Source organism: Piscinibacter sp. XHJ-5, from assembly GCF_029855045.1.
Taxonomy (GTDB): domain Bacteria; phylum Pseudomonadota; class Gammaproteobacteria; order Burkholderiales; family Burkholderiaceae_C; genus Albitalea.
The window spans coordinates 5817890-5842000 of record NZ_CP123228.1 but is presented as its reverse complement, the minus strand read 5'-3'; the positions used below and the strand labels follow the sequence as shown (position 1 = coordinate 5842000).

Annotated in this window: 22 protein-coding genes; 12 read left to right on the top strand and 10 right to left on the bottom strand. The window is 71.0% G+C overall.

Translation table 11 applies throughout. The annotated features are described in order from the left end of the window. The first annotated feature begins 13 nt into the window (after positions 1-13). The 4 genes from P7V53_RS27630 (at position 14) to P7V53_RS27615 (ending at position 2476) form a co-directional block, all read left to right on the top strand. Positions 14-277 (top strand): hypothetical protein, encoded by a 264-nt coding sequence (locus tag P7V53_RS27630; protein ID WP_280152696.1) that lies wholly within the window; start codon positions 14-16, stop codon positions 275-277. A 264-nt stretch (positions 278-541) separates the two neighbouring features. After that, on the top strand, positions 542-835 hold the full coding sequence (locus P7V53_RS27625; RefSeq protein ID WP_280152695.1) for a GYD domain-containing protein: 294 nt from the start codon (positions 542-544) through the stop codon (positions 833-835). A 193-nt stretch (positions 836-1028) separates the two neighbouring features. Beyond that, a complete protein-coding gene (locus P7V53_RS27620) occupies positions 1029-1403 on the top strand; it encodes a hypothetical protein (RefSeq protein WP_280152694.1) in 375 nt (124 codons plus the stop codon). Between the two features lie 395 nt (positions 1404-1798). Beyond that, positions 1799-2476 (top strand): response regulator transcription factor, encoded by a 678-nt coding sequence (locus P7V53_RS27615; protein WP_280152693.1) that lies wholly within the window; start codon positions 1799-1801, stop codon positions 2474-2476. Here P7V53_RS27615 and P7V53_RS27610 read toward each other — a convergent pair. From P7V53_RS27610 to P7V53_RS27590, 5 genes are all read right to left on the bottom strand, one after another. Continuing rightward, the gene (locus P7V53_RS27610) at positions 2434-4473 is read right to left on the bottom strand and encodes a hybrid sensor histidine kinase/response regulator (protein WP_280152692.1); all 2040 of its coding nucleotides are present in this window, start codon (positions 4471-4473) and stop codon (positions 2434-2436) included. The two genes, P7V53_RS27615 and P7V53_RS27610, sit on opposite strands and share 43 nt — an antisense overlap. After that, positions 4470-5951: a hypothetical protein gene (locus P7V53_RS27605; RefSeq protein ID WP_280152691.1), complete on the bottom strand. Its 1482-nt coding sequence runs from the start codon at positions 5949-5951 to the stop codon at positions 4470-4472. The genes P7V53_RS27610 and P7V53_RS27605 overlap by 4 nt, the downstream gene beginning before the upstream one ends. A gap of 79 nt (positions 5952-6030) precedes the next feature. Continuing rightward, positions 6031-7209: a c-type cytochrome gene (locus P7V53_RS27600; protein WP_280152690.1), complete on the bottom strand. Its 1179-nt coding sequence runs from the start codon at positions 7207-7209 to the stop codon at positions 6031-6033. 82 nt (positions 7210-7291) lie between these two features. Beyond that, positions 7292-8353 (bottom strand): asparaginase, encoded by a 1062-nt coding sequence (locus tag P7V53_RS27595; RefSeq protein WP_280152689.1) that lies wholly within the window; start codon positions 8351-8353, stop codon positions 7292-7294. Positions 8354-8357: 4 nt separating this feature from the next. Continuing rightward, on the bottom strand, positions 8358-9284 hold the full coding sequence (locus P7V53_RS27590) for a TIM44-like domain-containing protein (RefSeq protein WP_280152688.1): 927 nt from the start codon (positions 9282-9284) through the stop codon (positions 8358-8360). 114 nt (positions 9285-9398) lie between these two features. Between P7V53_RS27590 and P7V53_RS27585 the strand changes: the two genes are divergently transcribed. The 7 genes from P7V53_RS27585 to P7V53_RS27555 are packed head-to-tail and all read left to right on the top strand — an operon-like array spanning position 9399 to position 17072. Beyond that, a complete protein-coding gene (locus tag P7V53_RS27585) occupies positions 9399-10226 on the top strand; it encodes a DUF429 domain-containing protein (protein WP_280152687.1) in 828 nt (275 codons plus the stop codon). 60 nt (positions 10227-10286) lie between these two features. After that, complete coding sequence (locus tag P7V53_RS27580) at positions 10287-10871, top strand: MarR family transcriptional regulator (protein WP_280152686.1); 585 nt, start codon at positions 10287-10289, stop codon at positions 10869-10871. Positions 10872-10928: 57 nt separating this feature from the next. Continuing rightward, positions 10929-11405, top strand: a complete 477-nt coding sequence (locus tag P7V53_RS27575; protein WP_280152685.1) for a DUF393 domain-containing protein — start codon at positions 10929-10931, stop codon at positions 11403-11405. After that, entirely contained in the window at positions 11402-12790 is a 1389-nt protein-coding gene (locus P7V53_RS27570) for an SDR family oxidoreductase (RefSeq protein ID WP_280152684.1), read from the top strand. The genes P7V53_RS27575 and P7V53_RS27570 overlap by 4 nt, the downstream gene beginning before the upstream one ends. Positions 12791-12823: 33 nt before the next feature. Continuing rightward, positions 12824-14278 (top strand): potassium/proton antiporter, encoded by a 1455-nt coding sequence (locus tag P7V53_RS27565; protein ID WP_280152683.1) that lies wholly within the window; start codon positions 12824-12826, stop codon positions 14276-14278. Beyond that, positions 14275-16701, top strand: a complete 2427-nt coding sequence (locus P7V53_RS27560) for a ligase-associated DNA damage response DEXH box helicase (protein WP_280152682.1) — start codon at positions 14275-14277, stop codon at positions 16699-16701. Before P7V53_RS27565 ends, P7V53_RS27560 begins: the two co-directional genes overlap by 4 nt. Beyond that, positions 16698-17072, top strand: coding sequence for a YkvA family protein (locus tag P7V53_RS27555; RefSeq protein WP_280152681.1), 375 nt, complete (start codon positions 16698-16700; stop codon positions 17070-17072). Before P7V53_RS27560 ends, P7V53_RS27555 begins: the two co-directional genes overlap by 4 nt. 15 nt (positions 17073-17087) lie before the next feature. Here P7V53_RS27555 and P7V53_RS27550 read toward each other — a convergent pair whose 3' ends face one another. Both P7V53_RS27550 and P7V53_RS27545 read right to left on the bottom strand, forming a co-directional pair. Further along, positions 17088-17798 (bottom strand): hypothetical protein, encoded by a 711-nt coding sequence (locus tag P7V53_RS27550; protein WP_280152680.1) that lies wholly within the window; start codon positions 17796-17798, stop codon positions 17088-17090. Between the two features lie 64 nt (positions 17799-17862). Continuing rightward, complete coding sequence (locus P7V53_RS27545; RefSeq protein ID WP_280152679.1) at positions 17863-18264, bottom strand: hypothetical protein; 402 nt, start codon at positions 18262-18264, stop codon at positions 17863-17865. Between P7V53_RS27545 and P7V53_RS27540 the strand changes: the two genes are divergently transcribed. After that, on the top strand, positions 18263-18415 hold the full coding sequence (locus P7V53_RS27540) for a hypothetical protein (RefSeq protein WP_280152678.1): 153 nt from the start codon (positions 18263-18265) through the stop codon (positions 18413-18415). The genes P7V53_RS27545 and P7V53_RS27540 overlap by 2 nt on opposite strands. A 36-nt stretch (positions 18416-18451) precedes the next feature. Here P7V53_RS27540 and P7V53_RS27535 read toward each other — a convergent pair whose 3' ends face one another. Genes P7V53_RS27535 through P7V53_RS27525 form a run of 3 tightly spaced genes read right to left on the bottom strand, consistent with a single transcriptional unit; the run spans position 18452 to position 24110 of the window. Further along, complete coding sequence (locus P7V53_RS27535) at positions 18452-20557, bottom strand: SWIM zinc finger domain-containing protein (RefSeq protein ID WP_280152677.1); 2106 nt, start codon at positions 20555-20557, stop codon at positions 18452-18454. After that, positions 20554-21675, bottom strand: coding sequence for a VWA domain-containing protein (locus P7V53_RS27530; RefSeq protein WP_280152676.1), 1122 nt, complete (start codon positions 21673-21675; stop codon positions 20554-20556). Before P7V53_RS27530 ends, P7V53_RS27535 begins: the two co-directional genes overlap by 4 nt. Continuing rightward, the gene (locus P7V53_RS27525; protein ID WP_280152675.1) at positions 21672-24110 is read right to left on the bottom strand and encodes a DUF5682 family protein; all 2439 of its coding nucleotides are present in this window, start codon (positions 24108-24110) and stop codon (positions 21672-21674) included. The genes P7V53_RS27530 and P7V53_RS27525 overlap by 4 nt, the downstream gene beginning before the upstream one ends. Between the last annotated feature and the right edge of the window lies 1 nt (position 24111).

Here is a 24111-nt window from a genome sequence, read left to right as displayed (position 1 = left end):
CCTGCCGACCGCGATGAAGTACGAGCTCATCGCGCGTGGACACCGGCTGGAGGCGATCGGCGCGCACAGCGGCTGGCGCATCCGCATGTCGACGCTCGCCGCCGACAGCGCCACCGACAGCTGGCCCGTCACCGTGCACGTGCGCGGCTCGGAGAGCGAGGACGAGGTGAAGGTCGACGTGCCGCTGCGCCATCACCCGAGCGCGGCCGCGGCGCTGGACTTCGGCTACGAGTGCGCGACGCTGTGGATCGACGCCCTCGACCATCGCCGGGACTAGGGCCTGTCAACGCTATGGGAGGCCTCGCGCCGGTGCCCTGCGGGTGATCTCAGCAAAGCGGCGCCCGCCGCGTTGCGAATGCTCGCCGTAGACACCGCTACGGCTGCGCTTCGCGCCTTGCGGGCGCCGCTTTGCTGAGTCACGCGAGGCCTCCCATAGCGTTAACAGGCCCTGGCGCCGTTCGGCGGTTTGCGCCTTGCCAGTCCGGATCGGCGGGCTACTCTAAAGACGGACCATCGCTCCACACGGCAAGGAGAGTCGACCATGGCCACCTTCATCGTCCTCGGCAACTTCACCGAGCAGGGACTGCGCGCGGTCAAGCAGACCACCAAGCGCGCCGAAGCGGCACAGGCTGCCGCCAAGGAAGTCGGCGTCACGATGCGCGAGATCTTCTGGACCCAGGGTCAGTACGACATGGTGTCCATCGTGGAAGCGCCCGACGAGGCGGCGCTCACGGCCTTCGGGCTGACCCTGGCCGGCGCCGGCAATGTGCGCACGCAGACGCTGCGCGCCTTCACCAAGGGCGAGATGGAGAAGATCCTGACCAAGGTCGCCTGAACAACACGAACCCCCTCTCCCGCTTGCGGGAGAAGGGCTGGGTGAGGGCGAGCGCGCGACGGGCCTCGGCGCGTGCGGTTGGCGTGCAAGGCGCGAACCCGCTTCGGCCGATCCGTGACATTCGACCTTGGTCGTCGCCGCGGCCGATGGATACATTTTGTGACACGCGGTGGGGCCGCGGGGAGACGACGACATGACAGCCTTCCAGATTGCGCTTCTGGCCGGCACCGCGACGGTGTCGGCCGGGCTGCAGTGGGCCATCTCCAGCCGCTTGCATCGCAAGCGGCTCGAACGAGCGTGCGCCCGGCACGCCGAGGCGCAGGAGACGTCGATCAGGTTCATGCAGCAGGCGAAGAAGCAGATCGCGCAGCTCCAGCAGGAGCTCGCGACGGCGCGACAGCAGACCACCAGGCTCACACGCGCGCAGGAGCGTGAGGCGGCCCGGGACGTGTTGCGCCAATCGATGGACGAATCTCCGCCGGCAAGGCCTTTGCGGCCGGTGGACGGATTTGCCGATACGCTGCCTTCACTGCAGTTTCCTGCCGACAGCCTCCTCGGCACGCACTGAGGCGACGCGGTTGGCGCCGTTCAGGCGGCGGGACGACGCTCCGATTGCATGGAGCGTCGTCGTGGGACACCCATGCGTCAGGTTGGAGCTCCGTTCCCGCCGCCGCCGTTCTGACTCAGGCCGGCTACGGGGAGTCGGCCATTGGCAGGCGCCGCACCGGCGACGACACGGAATCGTCCGCCGGGTCGGGCTCGCGTCTGCTCGCAGGCTTTCATGGTGGGACCTCTTCGGCTGGGTTGGGGAAGTCGCAAAAATCCGCGACCTCGTCATCTTCGGTGAAACGGCCTGCTCGCGAAACCCGACCGACCGAGGACGCGAGGTCGGGTCGGTCACCGCCTTTCGAACCCTGCCTTTGGAGGGCTGACGCCGCGGCGTGCCGCGCACTAGCATCGGCCATGGCGCGCTACCGCAGGATCCTGCTCGTCGACGACCACGGCATCGTCCGCGAGGGTGCGGCGTTGCATCTGCGCCTGCTCGATCCCGAGGCCGAAGTGCTGCACGCGCGCTCTCCCGAAGAAGGGCGCGACCAAGTCGAGGCGCACCATCCCGACCTGGTCTTCCTCGACATGCGCTTCGAGGACGACAGCGACGCCGGCTTGCGGCTGCTCGAGTGGATGAAGGCGAGCCAGGATCACGACCACATCCCGGTGATCGTGATGTCGGGCGAATCGCTCGACCGCAAGGCCGTCGAGGCGCTGCTCGAGAAGGGCGCGGCGGGCTTCCTGTCCAAGGGACGCGCGGACAGCGCCGAGATCTTCAAGCTGGCGATGATGAGCATGGAAGCGGGCGCGGTGTTCATCCACGGCGCGCGGCCGGCGTCGGGCGGCCGCGAGGCCCTGCGCCCGCCTGCGCCGCGCAGCGCCAGCTCGCTCGGTCTCAAGCCCTCGCACCTGCGCGTGCTGGTGCGCCACGTCAGGGGCATGCCCTACAAGCGCATCGCGCGCGAGCTCGACATCGCCGAGCCGACCGTCAAGGAATACGTGTCCGACATGTGCCGGATCTTCAAGGTCGAGAACTCCAAGGCGCTGATCTACGAGATCGCGCGCGCGGGCGTGGCGCTCGACGACGCCTGAGCCGGCGCCGCCTCGTCCAGCGGCGAGGGCGCCGACTGATAGTGCTCTGCCAGCCGGCGCAGCAGCGCCTTGCGCTCGATCGGCTTGCGCAGCACCTCCACGCCGGGCAGGCCGCGCAGGCCGGCATCCGACTGCTGGTCGCCCGTCAGCACCACCGCCGGCACATCGCGGCCGCCGCAGCGATGGCGGATCGCCTCGATGACGCTTCGACCGGTGGCGTGATGCGGCAGGCGGTGGTCGGTGAGGATGATGTCGGGGAAGCGATCCGACGCATCCACCTTGGCGGCGATCTCGGCCAGGCTGCCTGCTTCGAGCACGTAGGCTCCGACGCCTTGCAGCACCTGCACCAGGCCCGCGCGCAGGCTGTCGTCGTCTTCCACCACCGCGACCAATGCGCCTTCGAGCCGGTTGCGCAGGATCACCGTCGAAGGCGCCTCGGCGCTCTCGGCGGGCAGGCCGGCGACGAAGCCGAGCGGCACATCGACCATCAGGTGCGTGCCGCGTCCGACGATCGACTTCAGCCGCACGCCGTGGCTGGGCAGCGCCCTCGCCACGATGCTGCGCACGGTCGCCAGCCCGAGTCCGAAGCCTTCGTGGCGGTTGCGCTGCGGGTTGTCGAGCTGCACGCCGGCCTCGAAGATCCTGTCCTGCATCTCGGCCGGGATGCCGGCGCCACGGTCGATGACGAAGACGGTGGCCAGCAGCCCGCGCACGCGCGCGCGCACGAGCACGTCAGGTCCCGGACGCCGGCGCGGGCCGGTGCGCCGCGGCGGCGTGTACTTCACCGCGTTGGACAGCAGGTTGGACAGCAGCCGCATGAGCAGCAGCCGATCCGTCTCGACGACACAGTCGCGGCCGGGCGGCACGAACTGCAGCGACAGGCCGCGCTCCTCGGCCATGGGGGCGAAGCGGCGCTCCAGGTCGGTGAAGACGTCGGCCAGGCGCTGCGGCTGAAGCCGCGCGGCGACCTTGCCCGACTCCATCTGGGAGTAGTCGAGGATGGCATCGAATGCCGACGCCAGCGATGCGATCTCGGCTTGGAGCACATGCAGGTGCCGGGCCGCATCGGCGCCGGCCGGAGTGCGCTTCATCGTCTGGGCGAGCAGGTCCGCGTACAGCACCGTGGCGGCGAGCGGCTGGCGCAGATCGTGCGCCGCCGAGGCGAGGAAGGCCGTGCGCCGTTCCTCGCGGGCCTGAAGGCGCTGCTGGATCCTGCGGAATTCGTTGATCGCGGCTTGCGTCTGCTCTTCGTAGCGCGTGCGCTCCTGCTGCACCGCCTGCAGCGCATCCTCCGCGGCCCTGCGCGCCTGCGTCTCGCGGTGCAGCGTGCCCTGGATGCGGAATCCGAGGTACAGCACGGTCAGCAGCGCGACCGCGAAGATGATCAGCTCGTTGTCGGTGCGACTGCCCTTGTGCGCCTCATGGGGCAGGTAGGCCGCGAGGACGGCGATCAGCGCGCAGGCGGCGGCGGCGAGCCGGATGCGGTGGTCGACGCGACCCGAGGCGAGCAGCGGCAGCCCCAGCAGCAGCACCGACGACCACACCCACGTGATCGCATCTCGGTAGGCGCGCGAGTACTCGGCCTGCGTGAGCACGTCGCCGTCGGGGCGCAGCGTCACCGTGTGGGGCAGCAGGAAGGGCAGGTGGGCCGGCAGCGACAGCAGGCCGCACACGACAGCGATCAGCGCGATGGACCCGGCCACCGGCCAGGCCGGTGCGACGAAGGACGCGCCGCCCAGGCCCGCCACGGCGACCAGGGTGCCGGCGACACAGGCGGCCAGCACGACGAGCCGCAGGTACTTCTCGTTCGACGGCAGCGACAGCAGGATGTCCAGTGCGCGCGCGTTGCCGATGTCGTAGCGTTCCGGCGCCAGCAGGTAGCGCCAGTCCGCCGGCAGCGTGAAGGCGATGTAGACGAGCAGCAGCGCCGCGCCCAGCCGCAGCGCCCGGGCCAGGGCCTGCCGCTCGCTGTCCTCGGCGACCGCGTCCGTGCTCATGTCGTCTGCAGGATGTTGCGGTACGCCGGCTGCACCTCCCAGGTCATGCCGTCGTCCAGGTTGGTGTCGACCTCCAGCAGGTCGGGGCGGGCGTCAAAGGTGACGAACTCCGGGACGGCGAGCGATGCCTTGGCCGCGTTGTTGCCGTTGATGAAGCCGCACTTGAACAGGAAGCGCGCGATCTGCACGCCGTCGCGGAACGGCACGCCGTCCACTGCCGGAATGTTCTTCGCCCCGGCGCGCTTGATGTAGTGCTCGCCGATGCGGCGCGTCAGCTCCTCGGTGGTATAGCGCCGCGGGCCGGCGCTGAAGGACTCGACCAGTCGCTTCAGGTCGGCGAACTGGTACTGGTGCTCCTTGTAGAGGTCGGCGAGCCGGCGCCGCCCGAACTCGCCCATCGCCTGCGTGATGTGGTGCAGGGCAATGCGGTCCTTCTGGTCGCGCGCCGCGTTGACGCCGGCCATGCGCGCAAGCTGCGCGATCCAGCGCGGGCGTCCCCCGGCCAGCACGCGCAGCACATGCTCGGCCGGGGCGACCGAGGCGCCCCATTTCATGCGCCCGACGAAGGCGTACTCGATCAGCGCATCGGCGTGGTCCCGGTTGTTCCACAGGCGCGCGATCTCGCACTCGGGGTCGGTGCGGCGAATCCACGCGAGGATGCGGTTGGACAGGATGGTCTTCTGCTGCGACGCCGACCAGACGATTTCGGTGCGGTACTGCTCCACCTTGTCCATGTCTTCGGCGTTCGTGAGGCTGGCCCACACATCGGTGCGCACCGTGGCGCGGATGCCGACGCCGCTGGTCTCCTTGACCAGGTTGCGGCACGCCGAGAAGAACGACGAGATGAGCGCCTGCTGCGCCGCCGAGTTCTGGTACTTCGCGTCGATGTCGTCGAGCAGGAACCACACCTGCCGGTGCAGCCCGCCCTCGCGGTCGATGCGCGCGAGCAGCTGCTCGTGGTTGGGCGTCGGCCGTGGCGTGGGCGCCAGCTCCAGCACGCCGCCCAGGCTCACCTTGCCGATCAGTCGCGACAGCAGCGCGCTGACGAGGTTGCGTCCGGTGAAGCCCGCCACCTCGGCGGTCTCGACGAGCGCCATCTGGTTGTCCGACCACGCGAAGCCGATGTCGCGCGCGAGCTCCATGTTGATCGCGCCGCAGATCACCTGCTTCCAGTAGTTCTCGAGCAGGGCGTGATTGTCGGTCTGCGGCGGCTCTTTCAGCGCGACCAGGTTGGACGGCACCAGGTGCAGCACGATCGGCTTCCTGCCCGGCGCGGTGCGCAGGTTGTGGGCAAAGCGCACGAGCAGCGCCGATTTGCCGGTGCCCTTGCGGCCGTTGGCGATCCACAGGCGATGTGCCGGATCGAGGAAGTCGGCGAAGGCCAGCTGGTCGACGAAGTAGGAGATGAGCACCGACTCGTCTTCGTCCTCCCCCGCGTCGTTGCCGAAAAGCGATTTGTCGTCGAGTTCAATCTTCATGGGGCCGCGCCTCGCCTCCCCAGCTTAGTGCCGGGAAAGCGGGACGTGGCCCTTCAAACGAGGGAGCGCGGGCGCGGCCTCACAGCGACGTCAGGTACGCCGCCAGGTCGCTCAGCTGCTGCGCGCTCAGCCCCAGCGAGAGCTCGGTGTTGTAGCGTGCCGCGACATCCTCCAGCGTGGCGGCCGAGCCGTCGTGGAAATACGGAGCGTGCTGCCACACCCCGCGCAGGGGCGTGGTGCGGTACTGCTTGGTCGCCGAGCGCGACGCATAGCTCGGGGTCTCGGGCTCGGCCACCGAGTCGGCCGGCGGATGCAGCGTCGTGTTCGCATCGGTGAAGGTGGCCCCGCTGTGGCAGGTGGCGCAGCGGCCTGCGCCGTCGAACACCGGCTTTCCGCGCGCCGCGGCGGTGGTGTCGAAGGAGCCGGCCGGGGCCGCCGGGGCGGCGAGGCTGAGCTGATAGGCCTGCAACGCGGGCAACTTGCCGCTGACCCGGTCCTCGGTGCCGTGTGTCACCGTGAGCGGCAGGCGCGCATCGCTGAAGGTGCCCAGGCCGCCCATCTGCGTCACCGCGACATACCGGTTCCAGTACGCGATCTCGTCGCCGTCGCCGGTGAAGGTGATCTTGTTCACCCCGGCCAGCCCGTAGGCCGGCGGAATGACGACCGGCTTGCTGATGCCGTCGATGTTGAAGCGCGGGTCGTACTTGCCGGGACCCCAGCTCTGGTAGATCGCTTTCGTCGCGGCGTCGAGCGCCGGCGACAAGGCGATGATGGCGCCCGGGTTCAGGTCGCGGTTGGCCCAACCGTCCAGTCGCTTGCCGATGCCCGGGGCGAAGGAGTCGTCGACCGTCGAATGGCACAGCGCGCAGGTGGTGCCCACGCGGGTGAGGCGGTCCGCGCCGTTCACCGTCTCGACGGTGCCCTTCAGGCCCACCACCGCGTCCAGCTTGAGCAGCGCGATCGTCGTGGCCGGACTGGCGAGGTCCACGCTGCCGTTGGCGATGCCGTCCTTCACCGACTGCGGCAACGCATCGGCGTCGACCTTGAGGCCCACCGAGAGGGCGGTGGTGGGGTCGACCGCGGCGGCAATCACCTCGTGCATGCGCAGCGTGTCGGTCCACTGTGCCTCGTCGCCGAAGGTGTCGTAGCGGAAGATCTGCTTTCCTTCGGCGGCCAGTTGCTCGGGCGTGGGTCCGTCGTCGTCACCGCCGCAGCCGGCCAGCATCGCGGCTGCGGTCCACAGGATCAGGGCTTTCATCGGCGCTCCTCGAGGGGTTCGCCGCATAGATGGAGCGGCGCGCGCCCGCGTTCCTGACCTGTGTCGCCAGGAGGGGGATGCGCTACCCGGCCGACGCCTGCAGCAGCGCCTGCCGCAAGGCCGGCGTCGCGCGCAATGCGCCCACTTCGATGCCGTTCCAGTTCTTCAGCGTGACGTCGCTGAAGGCGCCGATGAAGTCGCGCTCGTCGTCGTCCAGCGTCACCAGTGCCTCGATGACCGCGGCCATCACGACCTCGGCGGCGCGTGCGTTGTTGCCGTCGCGCATCTTGATGGCGACCCCGAGGCCGCGATGCGGCAGCGCCGCGCAGTACATGCCTTCGGCGCCGACCTTGCAGAAGACGCGCTCGCCCAGGCGTTGCATGACGAGCGTGTCCATGCGAGCGGCGCCGCCGACCATGTACGGCGATGCGGCGACCGCGCGGCGCAATCGTTGCGCGGCGCGTGCCTGTCCGGCCCGCAGACCGATGCCGGTGCCGAAGCGCGCAAACGCGTGCGCCAGATGGCGCAGCGGAATGCCGTAGGTGGGGATGGAGCAGCCGTCGGTGCCGCGCGGCGCGCGCGACAGGTCGAAGCCGGTGGTCGAATGCAGCGCTTCGCTGACCTCGCGCATGACCGCGTGCTCCGGCCTGACATAGCCCTTGACGAAGCGCCGCAGGTCGATGCCGCTGTCGGTCCATCCCATCAGCGCGCAGGCCAGGCAGACGAACCCGGCGTGCTTGCCCGAGCAGTTGTTGTTGAGGGCGGTGGGCAAAGCCCCCCGGGCGGCCAGCTCGCGCGACGCGCCGTCGTCGTACGGCCAGTGGGCACCGCACTCGAGGACGCCGGCATCGACGCCCGCCTTCTCCAGCATGCCGGCGGCGGTGCGCACATGCACCGGCTCACCGTTGTGCGAGGCACAGGCGATGGCGAGCTCGTCGTCGGTGAGCTTCAGCCGATCGGCTGCATCGCTCTCGACCAGCGGCAGCGCCTGCAGGGCCTTGACCGCGGAGCGCGGGAACACCGGGCGGTCGATGTCGCCGATCGCCGCCCGAACGCCGGCGTCGGCATCGACGATGGCCAGCGAGCCGAAGTGCTCCGATTCGACCGCGTCGCCGCGCCAGGCCTCGACCAGCACCGGCGTCATCGCATCAGAGCGGCGCCAGTTGCTGGATGCCTGCGATCGCCCAAGGCTGGCTGCCGTCTTCCGGCCTCGCCAGGTGCCACACCTCGTCGAACGGCGCCGCGACGCCTTCGTCCTCTTCGCGGATCAGGCCGTGGAAGCGCACGCTGACGATCTGCTGGCCTTTTTCGACCGCCCAGTCCACGGCTTCGGCGTCGAGCTTGACCACGTCGGTGCGCTGCGGCTTGCCCTGCCGGTCCTGAAGGTCGAGGCGGAAGGCCGCGAACATCTCGGGTGTGGAAAACTGGCGCAGATCGGCAAGGTCGCCGGCATCGTTGGCGGCCTGCATGCGCAGGAAGATCATCTTGGCCGCACGCTCCAGCTCGCCGGCATCGACATGGGCGGGAAGAACGCGGCTGGCGCCGCCGGCGGCAGCCAGCGGGCGATCGGCCGGCAGCGCGGCGACGTCGCTGCGCTGCACCGCGCTGTCACGCCAGACGGGCGTTTCCATGCCGCCCGCGTGTGCGCCAGCGGGCTGCAACCGCGGCGAGCGTTGTGCGCCGGGAGCGAATCGACGCAGCAGGAAGCGCACCAGCCACACCGCGACGATGGCCACGAGCAGCAGGGTCAGGATGTTGCCGAAGGCTTCGCCGAAGCCCAGGTGGCTCATCAGCGCCGCGATGCCCAGGCCGGCGGCGAGACCCGCCACCGGACCGAGCCACGAGCGCTTGGGCGTGGCCGCGGCAGCGGTTGCAGCGCCGGCCGTGGGCGCGGTGGCCTGCTGGGTGGGCGCCTGCTGCGGCGTCGTCGTGTTGTCCGGGGTCTGGCGAGGCGGCGGCGCTTGGCGCTTCATGCCTTGCGAGATGCCTCCGCCGAGGCGTTTGGCTTCGACATCGGTTGCGCTGAAGGTAAGCCCCAGCAGGCCGATGAAGACACTCAAGAGGATGGATTTCACGCGACACTCCTCGATGACAAGGCGAACAGTATGGACCCGATGCCGAAGCGACCGGTTCCTCCCATGTGGAGACGGGCAAGGCGAATGCCAGGGGTCGCCGGAGGGCGTCTCGCGGTGAGCAAGTTTTTCCATCCCACCCATGCCGTGGCCGGCGTCGATTTCACCAGCCGGCCGACGCAGCGCAAGCCGATCACCGTCGCGCTGGGCCACCGCGAGGGCCGGGTGGTCCATCTCCAGCGGCTGGCGGCACATGACTCGTTCGAGGGTTTCGGAACCTGGCTGCGCACGCCGGGGCCGTGGATCGCCGCCATCGACATGCCGTTCGGCCTGCCGCGCGAGCTGGTGACGACGCTCGGCTGGCCCACTGAGTGGTTGCCCTTGATGCGCCACTACACGGCGCTCAGCCGGCCGCAGATCCGCACGCAGTTCGCCGCGTTCTGCGCCGCGCGTCCGGTGGGCGGCAAGTTTGCCCACCGGGCGTGCGACGCGCCGGCAGGTTCGTCGCCGTCGATGAAGTGGGTCAATCCGCCGGTGGCCTACATGCTGCACGCGGGCGTCCCGCTGCTCATCGAGGCCGGCGTGCACCTGCCGGCGGTGCACGCCGGCGACCCGTTGCGGGTGGCCCTTGAGGCCTATCCCGGGCTGCTGGCGCGCGAGATCCTGGGCCGGCGCTCGTACAAGAGCGATGAGACGGCGCGGCAGACGGCACAGCGGCTCGCTGCGCGACGGGAGCTCGTCGATTTCCTGGAGGCCGGACGCACTCGGCTCGGCCTGGAGCTGCGCTTGAGCGAGCCGCAGCGCGAGTCGCTGCTGGCCGACGCGTCGGGCGATCGCCTGGACGCGGTGCTGTGCATGCTGCAGGCGGCGTGGGCGAGCGGACAGCCAGGGCACGGCGTGCCCTCAGGGGTGGATCCACTGGAGGGATGGATCACCTCGGCGTAACCGCGGATGGTTGGATATTTCTGTCTTGACAGAAATATCAGCCACTTTTAGAGTGCAGTCATGGACCTTTCGCCGACCCTCTCGCGCTTCGTTCTCCACTGGGGCGAGATGGGGACCCGCTGGGGCGTGAACCGCACCGTGGCTCAGATCCACGCCCTGCTGTACATCACCGGCCGCCCCATGCATGCCGAGGAGATCGCCGACACGCTGGGCGTCGCGCGCTCCAACGTCAGCACCAGCCTGCGCGAGCTGCAGGGCTGGAACCTGGTCCGGCTGGTGCACCTGTCCGGCGACCGGCGCGATCACTTCGAGACGTCCACCGACGTGTGGGAGCTGCTGCGCACCGTCGTGCGCGAGCGTCAGCGGCGCGAGATCGCGCCCACCATCCAGGTGCTGTCAGAGCTGCTCGCCGATCCGGCCATCAGCAAGGATCCGGCCGATGCGAAGCGTCGCATGCGCGAGACGCTGGAGCTGCTGGAAACGCTCACCGCGTGGAGCGACGAGATGCTCAAGCTCGACACCGACACCCTGACCAAGGTGCTCAGGCTCGGCGCCCGGATCAAGAAGCTGCTCGACGGCGCGGGTCCGCGCGGCGCGCGCGGCAAGGCGTCCGAACTGCCGGCCGCACACCTGCTCGGGCCCTGAGAGGGGCCTTTTTTTTGCCGAATTGTTTCTGTTTTGACTGAAATGACTGGAGGGAACATGGACCGCGCGATCTATCCGCTGACGCTCTTCTACGACGCCGGATGCCCGGTCTGCGCCCTCGAGATGGACCATCTGCGCGAGCGCAACCGCGCGGGCCGGCTGGTGTTCGTCGACATCTCGGCGCCGGGCTTCGGCGCCGACCAGTACGGCACCAGCGAAGCCGCGATGGAGGCGGAAATCCACGGGCTGACGGCCGGCGGCGCGATGCTGCGCGGCGTTCAGGTGCTGCGTCTGGCGTATGACGCGGTCGGCCTGGGATGGGTGCTGCGCGCCACCGGCTGGGCGCCGCTGAAGCCGCTCGCCGACGCGGGCTATCGCCTGTTCGCGCGGCACCGGCACGCCATCTCGCGCGCCGCGGCCCCGCTGATCGCCGCCATGCGCGCCGCCCGGGCACAGCGGACGGCCCGGCGCATGCGGGACTGCCGAGGCGGCGCCTGCAGCAGCGACTCCACGCGCGACGGGAGGCCCTCATGAGAGTGCTGGTCTGTGGCGCCACCGGCTGTGTCGGTGCCGCCGTGGTGCATGCCTTGCGGTCGCGCGGCCATCACGTCATTGAAGGCGCTCGCGGCGCAGCCGACGGCCGCTCGACGATGCCCATCGACTTCATGCAGCCGCGCACGCCGCAGGCCTGGGCCGAGGTGCTGGGCGCCGCACGTATCGAGGCGCTGGTGAACTGTGTCGGCATCCTCATGCCCACGCGGCGACAAAGCTTCGAGCGCGTGCATGCCGACGGCCCGATCGAGCTTTTCCGCGGTGCGGTCCTGGCCGGCGTGCGGCGGGTGGTGCAGGTGTCGGCGCTCGGCGTGGGCGCTGATCCACAGAGCCTGGCCATGCCTTACCTGCACAGCAAGCTGCGCGCGGACGATGCGCTTGCCTCGCTGCCGCTCGATTGGGCGGTGCTGCGTCCATCGCTGGTCTACGGACCGCGCAGCCACGGCGGCGCTCTGTTCGCCACGCTCGCCTCGCTGCCGTTGATCGCGTTGCCCGGACGCGGCCGGCAGCGGGTGCAGCCGATCCATGTCTACGAGCTGGCCGAAGCCATCGCGCGCCTGGTCGAACATGACGGCGCGCTGCGGGCGATTCACGAGATCGGCGGGCCGCAAGTGCTCGCCTACCGCGAGATGCTGGCGCACTACCGCAGCCAGCAGGGACTCGGCGCAGCGCTGTGGCTGCCGCTGCCCATTCCGCTGATGCGGCTCACCGCATGGCTGGCCGAATGGCTGCCGCAGAAGGTGCTGTGCCGCGACACCATCGCGATGCTCGAGCGCGGCAGCGTCCCCCGGGACAACGCAGCGCCGGCCCTGCTGGGCCGCACGCCGACGGCGATGGCGCACGGCCTGGCGATCACGCCGCCCGAGCCGCTGTTCGATCTGCGCGTGCAGCTCAGTCCCGGGATCGATCGCCTGCTGCGGGCGGCGCTCGCCTTCATGTGGCTCTACACCGCGCTGATCAGCGCACTGCTGCCGCAGCAGTCGGGCGTGCTGAAGCTGCTCGCGCGCTGCGGCTTCGAGGGGCGCGCGGGCGTCGCGGTGCTGGTGGTGTCGTGCGCGTTGAACATCGCCCTGGGCACGCTCACGCTGGTGCGGCCGCGGCCATGGCTGCATGCGCTCCAGTGCGCCGCCGTGATCGGCTACACCGCCACCGCCGCGATCAACATGCCCGAGCTCACGATTGACCACTGCGGACCGCTGGTGAAGAACCTGCCGCTGCTCGGACTGGTGATGGTGTTGTGGATGGCGCAACGCAACCACGCGGTCGACGCGGCACGGGCGGGCATGCCGCGGAACGCGGACCGGCGCACGTCGGCTGTCCCGCGCGTGGCGGCGCTGAACCCCGCGGCGAATCACCGGTTCGAGTAGCGGGCACACGGGCCTCTGCTAAGGTGGCCCGCGATGCATGCGCTGAACCTGCTGTTACTCGCGGGCGGGCTTCTGGTGTTCGTCAGCCTCTTCGCGGGCGTGTATTCCGCGCGCTTCGGCCTGTCGTACCTGCTCGTGTTCCTCGTCGCCGGCATGCTCGCGGGCGAGGAAGGTCCCGGCGGCGTGCGCTTCGACAGCCCGCTGCTGAGCGCCTGGGTCGGCAACGCGGCGCTGGCGATCATCCTGCTCGAAGGCGGGCTCAACACCCGGATGAGCACCTTCCGGGGCGCCTTCGTGCCAGCGGCGCTGCTTGCCACGGTGGGCGTCGTCACGACGGCCGCCGTCGTCGGCGCCGTGGCGATGCGGCTGCTGGATCTCGACTGGCGCTACGGACTGCTGCTCGGCGCCATCGTCGGCTCGACCGATGCGGCGGCGGTGTTCTCGCTGCTGCGCCACCTCGGGCTGCGCCTGCACGAACGCGTGGACGCCACGCTGGAGCTGGAGTCCGGCCTCAACGACCCGATGGCCGTGTGCCTCGTTCTCGCGCTGATCGAGATGATCCGCGCCGACGCCGGCGCCGCGGAGGTCGGCTGGCTGCTGCTGCGGCAGGCCGGCCTGGGGACGGCCGTCGGCTGGCTCGGCGGTGCTGCTGCCGCCGCGCTGCTGCGCCGGCTGCCGCTGACCGCGGAACATGGCGGCGTGCTGTCGCTGCTGATCGTGTCGGCGGGCATGGCGCTGTTCGCCCTGGCCGGCGTGCTCGAAGGCTCGGGTTTCCTGGCGGTCTACCTGGTGGGGCTGCAACTGCGGGCACGCGCCGAAGAGGCTGCGCACATCGCCTCGTCGGCGCTCGACGGCTTCGCATGGGCGGCGCAGGCGACGATGTTCCTGCTGCTCGGCCTGTTCGTCTCGCCGCACCAGGTGCTCGCCACCGCGGGTCCCACGTTCGGCATCGCGGCGACGCTGATCTTCGTCGCGCGCCCGCTCGCCGTTGCGCTGTGCCTGGCGCCGCTGCGCTTTCCGCCACGCGCGGTCCTGTTCATCGGCTGGGTCGGCTTGCGCGGCGCCGTGCCCATCGTGCTTGCGCTGTTCCCCGTGCTGGCCCAGGTGCCCGACAGCAACCGGTTCTTCAACGTCGCCTTCGCGGTCGTCCTGGCCTCGCTGCTGCTGCAAGGCACGACGCTGGGCTGGGCGGCACGCCGCCTGAAGGTGGTCGAGCCGCCGGAGCAGCCGCCGCCCGGCGAAGGCACGGTGAAGGGACGGCTGACCCTGGATGCGGACCTGCCGCTGGATGACGTGTTCGGTTTCTTCCAGCTGCCGCTGCCGCCGCACACCGCGGCCACCCTCGGCGACTGGCTCACCCAGACCCTGGCGCGCGACCATGCCGAAGGCGACGGGCTCGAGTGGCACGGTGCGCACTTTCGCGTCGCCGCGCTGAAGGACGGTCGCATCGTGCGAGTCGTGGTGACGCTCGCGCCGCGCGCGGGATGAGCCCCGAGGACTGGTTCGCCGCCCAGGGCTGGCAGCCGTTCGCGTTCCAGCGCGAGGTGTGGGCCGCGATGGCGCACGGCCGCAGCGGCCTGCTGCACGCCACCACCGGCGCGGGCAAGACCTACGCCGTGTGGTTCGGCGCCTTGCTGCACGCGCGGCGCAGCGACCCGCAAGGCGCATCGACGCCGCCGCTTCGGGTGCTGTGGATCACACCGATGCGAGCGCTGGCCGCCGACACCACGCGCGCGATCACGGCCCCGCTGCCGCGGGTGGCGCCGAACTGGACGGTGGGCGCGCGCAGCGGCGACACGCCGAGCGCCGAACGGGCGCAACAGGACAAGCGGCTGCCGAGCGCGCTGGTCACCACGCCGGAAAGCCTGAGCCTCATGCTGACCCGCGAGCACGCATGCGACGAGCTGGCGCAGGTGCAGGCGGTCATCGTCGACGAATGGCACGAGCTGATGGGCAACAAGCGCGGCGTGCAGGTGCAGCTCGCGCTCGCGCGGCTGCGTCGACGGAATCCGCAGCTCGTGGTGTGGGGCCTGAGCGCGACCCTGGGCAATCTCGACCAGGCGATGCAGGTGCTGCTCGGCGACGCGTCCGGGATGCTGGTGCAAGGCCGCGTCGACAAGACGCTGGTGATCGACACGCTGATCCCGCACGACCCCGGGCGCTTCTCCTGGGGCGGCCACCTCGGCGTGCAGATGCAGCAGCCGGTGGTCGACGAGATCGAGCGCTCGTCGACCACGCTGGTGTTCGTCAACATGCGCACGCAGGCCGAGGTCTGGTACCAATTGCTGCTGGAGCGCCGTCCCGAGTGGGCGGGCAGCGTCGCGTTGCACCATGGCTCGCTCGACCGCCAGACGCGCGAGTGGGTGGAGTTGGGGCTGAAGGAGGGGCGGCTGAAGGCAGTCGTCGCGACCTCGTCGCTGGACCTGGGCGTCGACTTCCTGCCGGTGGAGCGCGTGCTGCAGATCGGCTCGCCCAAGGGCATCGCGCGCCTGCTGCAGCGCGCCGGCCGCAGCGGCCACGCGCCGGGCAGGCCCAGCCGCGTCACGCTGGTGCCCACCAACACGCTGGAGCTCATCGAGGCCGTGGGCGCGCGCCGCGCGGCGCAGGCCGGCCGGATCGAGAAGCGCGCGACGCCCGAGAAGCCGCTCGACGTGCTGGTGCAGCACCTGGTGACGGTGGCGCTCGGCGGCGGCTTCCGGCCCGACGAGCTGTTCGACGAGGTGCGCAGCGCCTTCGCCTATCGGGACCTGACGCGCGACGAGTTCCAGTGGGCCGTCGACTTCGTCGAGAAGGGCGGCGCGAGCCTCGCCGCCTATCCCGAATACCACCGCGTGAAGCGGGTCGACGGCGTGTACCGCGTGCCGGACCGCGCGATCGGACGGCGCCACAAGCTTCAAGTCGGCACCATCGTGTCCGATGCCGCGATGCAGGTGAGCTACGTCAGCGGCGGGCGCATCGGCACGGTGGAGGAGGGCTTCATCGCGCGGCTGAAGCCGGGTGACTGCTTCCTGTTCGCCGGCCGCCTGCTGGAGTACGTGCGCACCCAGGAGATGACGGCCTATGTGCGACGGGCCGCGACCGGCAAGGGCGTGGTCACCACCTGGGCCGGCAGCAAGATGCCGTTGTCCAGCGAGCTGGCCGACGCGGTGCTCGAGGTCATCGCCGGTGCGGGACGAGGCGACTTCGGCGAGCCCGAGCTGCAGGCCGCACGGCCCATGCTGCAGACCCAGGCCCGCCTGTCGAAGCTGCCCACACCGCAGACGCTGCTGGTGGAGCAGTACCGCTCGCGTGAAGGGCACCACGTGTTCCTGTACCCCTTCGCCGGCCGCTACGTGCACATCGGACTGGCCAGCCTGCTCGCCTGGCGCCTCGCGCGCGACGCGCCGAACACCTTCAGCCTGTCGATCAACGACTATGGGCTGGAGCTGCTGAGCGCGATGCCGGTGGACCTGGCCCCGCTGCTCGACCAGCGCCTGTTCGATGAAGGCGAGCTGCTGCACGACGTGCTGGCGAGCCTGAACGCCACGGAGCTCGCCAGGCGCCGATTTCGCGAGATCGCGCGCGTGGCGGGCCTGATCTTCACCGGCTATCCAGGCGCGCCCAAAAGCACCCGCCAGCTGCAGGCCTCGAGCGCGCTGTTCTACGAGGTGTTCCGCAAGTACGACGCCGCGAATCTGCTGCTGGGCCAGGCGCAGGCCGAGGTGCTGAGCCAGGAGTTGGAGATTCGCCGGCTGGCCGCGACACTGTCGCGCATGCGTTCACAACAGATCGAATCGGTGCGCCTGCCCGCTCCGAGTCCGTTCGCGCTGCCGCTGATGGTGGAGCGCTTTCGCGAGAAGCTGTCCACCGAGAAGCTGAAGGACCGGCTCGCCCGCATCCTTCGCGATGCCGAGAAGGCGGCCGACCGATGAGCAAGCTGGTCGTCGCCGGTGCGCGCGCGCGGATGCTCACCTACCTCGTCGCGCTGTGGAAGCTCTTCAAGCATCCGCAGACGCCGCGGCTCGCCAAATGGACGGCGATCGCCGTGGTGGCCTACGCGGCCAGCCCGATCGACCTCATCCCGGACTTCGTGCCGGTGCTGGGGATGCTGGACGACATCGTCATCGTGCCGCTGGGCATCGCGCTCGTGGTGCGACTCACGCCCAAGCCCCTCTGGGAGGCCTGCTTGCACGAGGCGGAGCAGTCGGCGCAGAAGCTGCCGCGCCTGTGGATGGGCGCGGTCGGCATTGCGCTGGTCTGGGTCGCGCTGCTCGCGCTGATCGCCTGGCTGGTGTTCTTCTGAGGGCAGCTCCAGCGATCAGCCGCGCGCCGTCAGCGTGAAGCCGCTGCCAGGCTGCGTGATGGTGATCCGCGCCCGTGCGCCCAGCGAGCCGTCGGGGCTCACCTGCACGCAGTCGGACTCGGTGGAGAGCACGCTGCCGCCGAGGTCGTGCTCGGTCGAGTTGATGCAGAAGTAGCTCGTTCCAGCCTCGAACTCCAGTGACCAGCCGATGGTCGCGGTGCCGAGAGTGGCCGAGCCGGCGAGGCAGCCGTTGCGCTCGTCCAGCGTGGCCAGCGTGCCGCCGGTGCCGATCTGCGCGGTCGTCGGCGGCACCGCCGCCGTGCTGGCCAGGCTGCACACGCCGGACCCGCCGGTGGCCGTGAGCCGCACGCCTACCAGCTGCAAGGTGGCTGCATCGAAGAAGGTCTCGCTGAGGGCATCGCTCACGATCACGCCGTTCTCGCGCACTCGCAGTGCGGTGTCGCTGCGTGCGGCCGCGATCCCGCTGATCGGCATGACGGACGCGGCGCCCGGCTGCACGCCGATGGTGATGTCGTAGCCGAGGCCGTTGCTGGCGACGCCGGCCGCCGACCAGGTGCGCGAGGCTGTCAGGAAGTTGGCCCAGGCGGTGCGGACGGCGAAGTTGTCGGCGGGCGGCATGACCCCGCCGTCGTCGGAGCCGCCGCCCCCGCAGGCAGCGAGCATGACCAGGCCGCATATGGAAACGAGCCGGTGAAGCGCACCCATGGGAGTCTCCTGCGATGGCGTGTGAGGAGTGAACGGCGCAGGGTGGCTTGCCGTGGTCATGCGGTCACAACCCGAAACACCGCGGTCGATGGAATGGCCCGCAGCGCGCGGCCGTAAACACATCGAGCCCCAGGCGGAAGACCGCCACGTCAGGGTGCGCACCACAGGCCCGAAGGCCGAAGGAGACGACGATGTCGATGACGCGCAAGCAGTTCCTGGCCACCTTGGCGAGCCTTGCGGGCAGCGCCGCCGCGGTCAGCATCCAAGGCTGCGGGGGCGGGGGCGGCGACTCACCGCCGCCGTCACCGACCCCGACGCCCGCGCCGACACCGCCCGCGCCGACACCGCCTGCTCCCACGCCGCCGGCTCCGGCGCCCATGGTGAGCTGTCGCGACACCGTGATCACCGGCAACCATGGGCATTCGGTCACCATCCCGCCGGCCGATCGTGATTCGACGGTGAGCATGACCTACAACATCCAGGGCGTCTCGGACCACAACCACACCATCACCCTCACGCCTGCGCAGCTGGCGTCGCTGAAGACGGCGGGAGCCACCGTCACGGTGACGTCCTCGAACGCCGGTCACACGCACGACGTGAGCGTGAGCTGCACCTGACGGTGGGCAAGCCGCCGGCAGCGGCGGCGTCGCGCCTCACGCCGGCGCGTCGTCGCCGCGGCCGAGCAGGCGCTCCGTCTGCAGGCAGACGTAGTTCGCGGCCAGCCACTGGGAAGCGCACACCGGCCGGCCCAGCACCTGCGCCAGCGCCGTCAGGCCGGCGGCCTCGCAGCGCTGTCGGTGCGCCTCCCGGTCGCGGTCGAGGGCGGCAACGGCATCCTCCGCCAGGCCACGTTCGGCCCGTTCGCGCAGCCAGTGGCGCAGGGCCAGCAGGTCGCGAGGCGCTGCCGCCGCGCTCGCCATCGCGTCCAACGCCGGGGCCTCTGCGCCGCGGCCCATCAGCTGCCGCCACTTGGAAGCCCAGGAGCTCGCGGGCGCGTCGTCGAACTGAAGGGCATCGATCTGGTTGTCGGACCCGCCTCGCACCAGGCTCAACGGCTCCAGCACCGGCGCACCGTCCGCGGGCCGCAGCCGCCCGATCAGCAGCGTGCCCGGCGGGAGCGAATCCGCCTGCAGGCGTTCGATGCGCTGGATGGCGTGCTCGGTGAACGGCGAGTACACGAGCTCGGCGTGCAGCACCCGATCGGCCGCGTCGACGAGCGGCCATGCGAGCGTCTGTCGGATCGGGTCGAAGCGGGCGGCGCCGAAGCGCGCCGGCGCCAGCGTCACCCAGTCCTGCAGCGGCTGCGGCTCGGCGAGCAGGCTGCGACGTGCGTGTGCGCGGCGCTCGAGGAGATCGGCCCAGTCGGCGATCGGCTGCAGGTGCGTTGCCAGCGCGCCGGCCGGCTGCAGCGTGACGTGCGTCGTGTCGCTGCCCGACAGGCGGCCTTGCGCATTGACTTGCGCCGACACCAGTCGCACACGGCGGCCGGTGGCCTGCTGCGGGGCGCCCAGGCCGCTCCAGGGCCCGGGCGCCTTGTAGCGGGCAAGGGGATCGAACCCGCGCTGCAGCTCGGCCCGCGCGTCGGTGCACGAGAAGAAGCGCTGCTCCTCGGGCGACCAGAACATCATCGTCAGCCCGACGTAGCCGGAGGCGGATCGCCAGGCGCTGGCGCCCACACCGATCAGCTCCAGCGTCGACGCGGCGGCGTACTCGCTGCGCGAACGGCCCACGAGGTGCGCCGGCGCGGCGCCTTTCGCGTCGGCGCTGGCCAGTGCCCCCAGCAGTCCGTGGACCAGGGCGAGCTCGTCGAACAGGCGATGCTCGTCCGCGCCGGCCGCGCGCTCGAGCAGCAGCTCGACGTGGTCGGCGACCCGTCGCAGCAGCAGCGCGAGACGGTGGTACTGGGCGCCTTGCGCCCATACCGCGAGCGTCGCGAAGCGATCGCGCATGGCCGGCGACAGGTGCGACAAGCCGAGCTGGAGGCAGTCCTGCAGCACCTGCTGGACGCTGGCACGCAGCCTGACCCGCGACGCGGCTTCGGCGTTGTCGACGTCCTCCGGCAGCGCGTGGTCCTTGCCGAGGTCCAGCGCCGCGGTCTTCGGCTTGGCCCGCGCCGGCGGAGGCATCACGTCGGCGCCGAGCGCCTGGCGACACGCCAGCACGGCGGCCACCTGGTACTTCGCGAGCTGCTTCGTTTCGGTGTCGGGGATCAGCGCGTCCACGCCGCCGCCCATGTAGCGCAGGCGCAGTCGTGGCCGCTTGAGGTCGATGACCAGGTGCGTGTCGCCGCCGAGCCCGAGGTCGTCCGGCAGGTCGAGGTCCTGCACGAACTGCCACGCCCAGCGGTAGCCGGCCGCGCCGGCATGGCGCTCCAGTGCGGCCTGCGGAATGGCCAGGAGCGCGGCCGACAGGTCGGCCTGCGCGTTGCTCCCGCCCGCTGCGGACGGCGCATCGTCGTCGGCCGCGGCCGGCGCCGCCATGCGCTGCAGGCTGATCATGGCGGCGAGGATGTGCTGGCAGACGCCCGCCGCCGGGCAGCTGCAGCTCGCCTGCGCCGGACCGCGCGCATCGAAGCGGATGGTGTGCTCGCCGAACCGGAGTTCCAGCCGGTCCTGCGCTTCGGCGCTGATGGTGGCGGCCTGCTTCTCCAGGTCCTTCTGCGCGCGCCGCAGCAGGCCCTTGTTGGCCAGCGCGACGAACGCATCCTCGTCGAAGCGGCGCAGCTGCTCGAGCAGGCGGTCCTTCAGACCCGCCGTCACGACACCACCTTCACCAGCCAATGCGCGAGACGCTGCGGCGTGAGCGCCGCGATCTCCATGCCGCAGGCGGCCAGACGCTCCGCCATCGCCTTGTCGTACACCGGGTTCGCCTGCCCGTCGAGCGCGGCCAGTCCCAGGAGCTTGACGCGAGCTTCGGCCAGCGCCTTCACCGCGCGCACCAGCTCCCCGGGCGGGGCGCCTTCGCAGAAGTCGGTGACGAGCACGAGCACGGTCCGGTGCGGGTTCTCGACCAGCTGCGTGCAGTAGCGCACCGCCTGCGCGATGTCGGTGCCCCCGCCGAGCTGCACGCTCATCAGGATCTCGACCGGGTCGTCGGCATGCCCGGACAGGTCGACGATGCTGGTGTCGAAGACGACGATCTTCACGCGAAACGCCGGCAGCGCCGCCAGGATGCCGGCCATCACCGCGCTGTGGATCACCGAGTCGGCCATGCTGCCGCTCTGGTCCACGCACAGGATGATGTCCCACGGCAGGCGGCGGCTGTTGCGCTCGAAGAACAGCGCCTGCTCGACGACGAGCTGCCGCCGGTCCCGGTCGTAGTGCTTCAGGTTGCGGCGCACGGTGCCGTGCGCGTCGAAGTTCTGCGACAGCGCGAGCGGCGAGTGGCGAAAGCGGTTCAGGCGGCCGGCGAGCGCCTGGCGCACTTCGGATTCCAGCTTGCGCTTGAGCTCCTCGACCACCTGGCGGACGATTCGCCGCGCCACGTGCAGCACCTCGCCCCGGAGGTGGCCGCGCAGTCCGAGCAGGGTTCGCAGCAGGTCCTGGCTGGGTTGCAGGCGCTCCAGCGTCCTGGGGTCGGTGACCAGCTCCGTCATGCCGTAGCGGTCGAGCGCGTGCTTCTCGATGACCTCGGCGGTGTCGTTGGGGAACAGCTCCCGCACCTCGCCGAGCCATGTGGTCAGCGTGAGCTGCGACGCGTCGAGCGAGCCGGGCCCGATGTCCTTGCGCAGGCCGCGGCCCTGGTACTCGCGCCCGTACAGGTAGTCGAGCGCGCGGTCCATGCGGCTGTACGCCGCGCCCAGACCGCCCGCGCCCGGCGCGAACCGGCGGTCGGCGTACTTGCCGAGCACGAGGCGCCAGCGCTGCAGCGTCTTCATGCCACCAGCCAGTCGGAAAGGCCGTCCGCCGCGAGCACCTCGCGCAGCGTCTCGCTGAGCGCCAGGTGCGCGCGCACCTCGTCCTCCGCGAGGTCGCGGTGGACCAGCGGGCCGAGATCGCCCATGCCATGCAGCCCGGCCACGGCGCCGGCGATGCGGTCGGTCTCGTTCGGGGTCATCGCCGCGAAGGCCAGCCGCAACTCCGGCAGTACGGCGACGAAGGCCGGCTCGTCCCATTGCGCGAGCAGGACGTCGAGCACCTGCAGCAGGGCCGGCTGCTGCCACGTCGCCTCGCGGGCGGTCTGCGTGAGCCCGCGCAGGTAGGCGACCGCGTCGCGCGGCTGCGCCATGCCGCTCAGGTGGCCGTTCAGCTCGGCGCCCAGCGCGTCTTCGCCCAGCCGGCCGGCGCTGTACAGCAGGCCGGCCGATGCGCCGCGCAGCAGCGCCGAGTCGTTGGCATGCCGCAGCGCGCCGACCATGTCCCAGTACAGGCCGGCATCCAGCGACTGCCCGCACGCGCCGACCAGCAGCTCGCGCAATTGCTGCAGCGCCTGCACGATGTCGCCGGCGCGGTCGTCGGCCACGCCGCGCAGGTCGCGGCCCAGGTAGATCGACCGTTCGTAGGCCGCCTGCAGCAGCGGCATGACCTCGGGCACGTCGCGCGCCTCCAGCGGCTCGCGCGACTCCCACAGCAACCCCAGCGTGCCGGCGGCGGCGGCCACCGCATCGAAGGCGGCGTCTTCGTTGATCGCCACGCGCAAGGCCTGGAGCACGCGCGGCAGGTGGTCGTGCAGGCCGAGCACGCAGGCCTGCACGGCGCTGGACGCCGCGACGCGGGCGTTGCGCGCCTGGCCGTCGGCCTCCAGCTGCTGCATGCGCTGGGCGAAGCGGCTGGCCACCGCCAGCGGCAGCGTCACGCCGTACACCGACGCCTCGACCAGCGCGGCCTCGGTGAGCGGCGAGTAGTCGTACTCCCAGTGTTCCTGCAGCCGCTCGAGCCCGATGCCGTTCACGAAGTCGGGTCCCGCGGTGCGCACGCCGAAGGGCACCTCGAGCAGCACGAGGCCGTGGAACAGCCGGCTGGTCACGCGGTGCTCGGGACGCCGGTAGAGGTCCAGCGTCGCGCGGCGGCGTTCGGTGTCGTCCATCCTCAACCGCTGGCGCCGCGCGCGTGCTTCGAAGTCGCGCACCAGCGGCGGCACGCCGGCCCCCGCGGGAACCTTGCCGAGTGCGACGCCGCCGAGCACACGCTGCGCGGCGCGCTGCACCAGCACGCCATCGGCATCGGCCTGCCCCTTGATGAAGCAGCTCGTCACCGCATCGAGCACGTCGTCGCGGGCGGGCCCGCAGCGTCCGCGCAGCTGCGCGAGGCGCAGCGCCTGCTCGTAGGCGGCCGACAGCGCAGGCACCGGCAGCGCCAGCTGATGGCGCTGGCGCAGCTCGAGCGCGATGTCGAACAGCATCGTCAGCGCCACTTCGCGGCGCAGGCGCTCGCTGCCGGCGATGCCGGCGCGATCCATCGCCTGGGCGCGCTCCCACAGCGCCTGGTGCCACGCCGGCGCGGTCATGCCGGAGGCGTAGCCGTTGAGCCGCTCGAGGCGGTCGAAGCTGTAGCGGATCACCGACGCGTGGTGGTCGGCCAGCGTGTCGCGCGAAACGGCCGGGCGCGCGACCTCGGCCTGGATGAGCCGCGGCATCGCGACGGCGTGATAGCCGCCGAGCACCACCAGCACCGGACCGGCTTGCGGCGCGCGCTGCGCCAGCGCGGTGCGAATGTGCCAGGCCATCTCGGCCTCGCGTTCGTGGGTGCCGTCCCTCGCATGCCCGTCCTCGGTCGCGTCCTGACGGGCGAGGTGGCAATAGGTGGCGATGCGCGCGACGAAGTCCTCCGTGGACGTGTCGCGGTGCGGCAGCTCGAACAGGTGCTCCCACAACTCCTCGTGGTCGCGGCAGCCGAGCTGCTGCGCCAGCGCCTTCAGGTAGTCGCTGCGTCTCAGGTGATGCTCGGCCAGCAGTGAGCCCTGCTCTTCGCCGGCGTCGTCGCGGTCGAGCACGAACTGCTCGGCGAAGTCGAGGTCGATGAAGCTCGCGGGGATGCCGCGCCGCGCCGACTCGCGCAGGGCCACCAGCTCGGGCGAGTAGTCGCAGAACGGGTAGTAGGCGGCCCTGCGGCGCTCCGGCGTGTCGCCGGCGGCACGCTGCACCGCATAGGCGTAGACGGCGAAGGGCGCCCGCGCCTGCGCATGCGCCAGCAGCGGCACCAGCGGCGTGAAGGAGCGCGGGCCCTCCACCAGCACGACGCTCGGGCGGCGCTGCTCGAAGATGTGCAGCAGGTGGTGCGCGCAGGCGGGACTGTGGTGGCGCACCGGGAACAGGATCAGCGCGTCGCCGACGAGCTGCCGGAAGGCGGTGCGCAGCTCGGCTGCGTTCTGCATC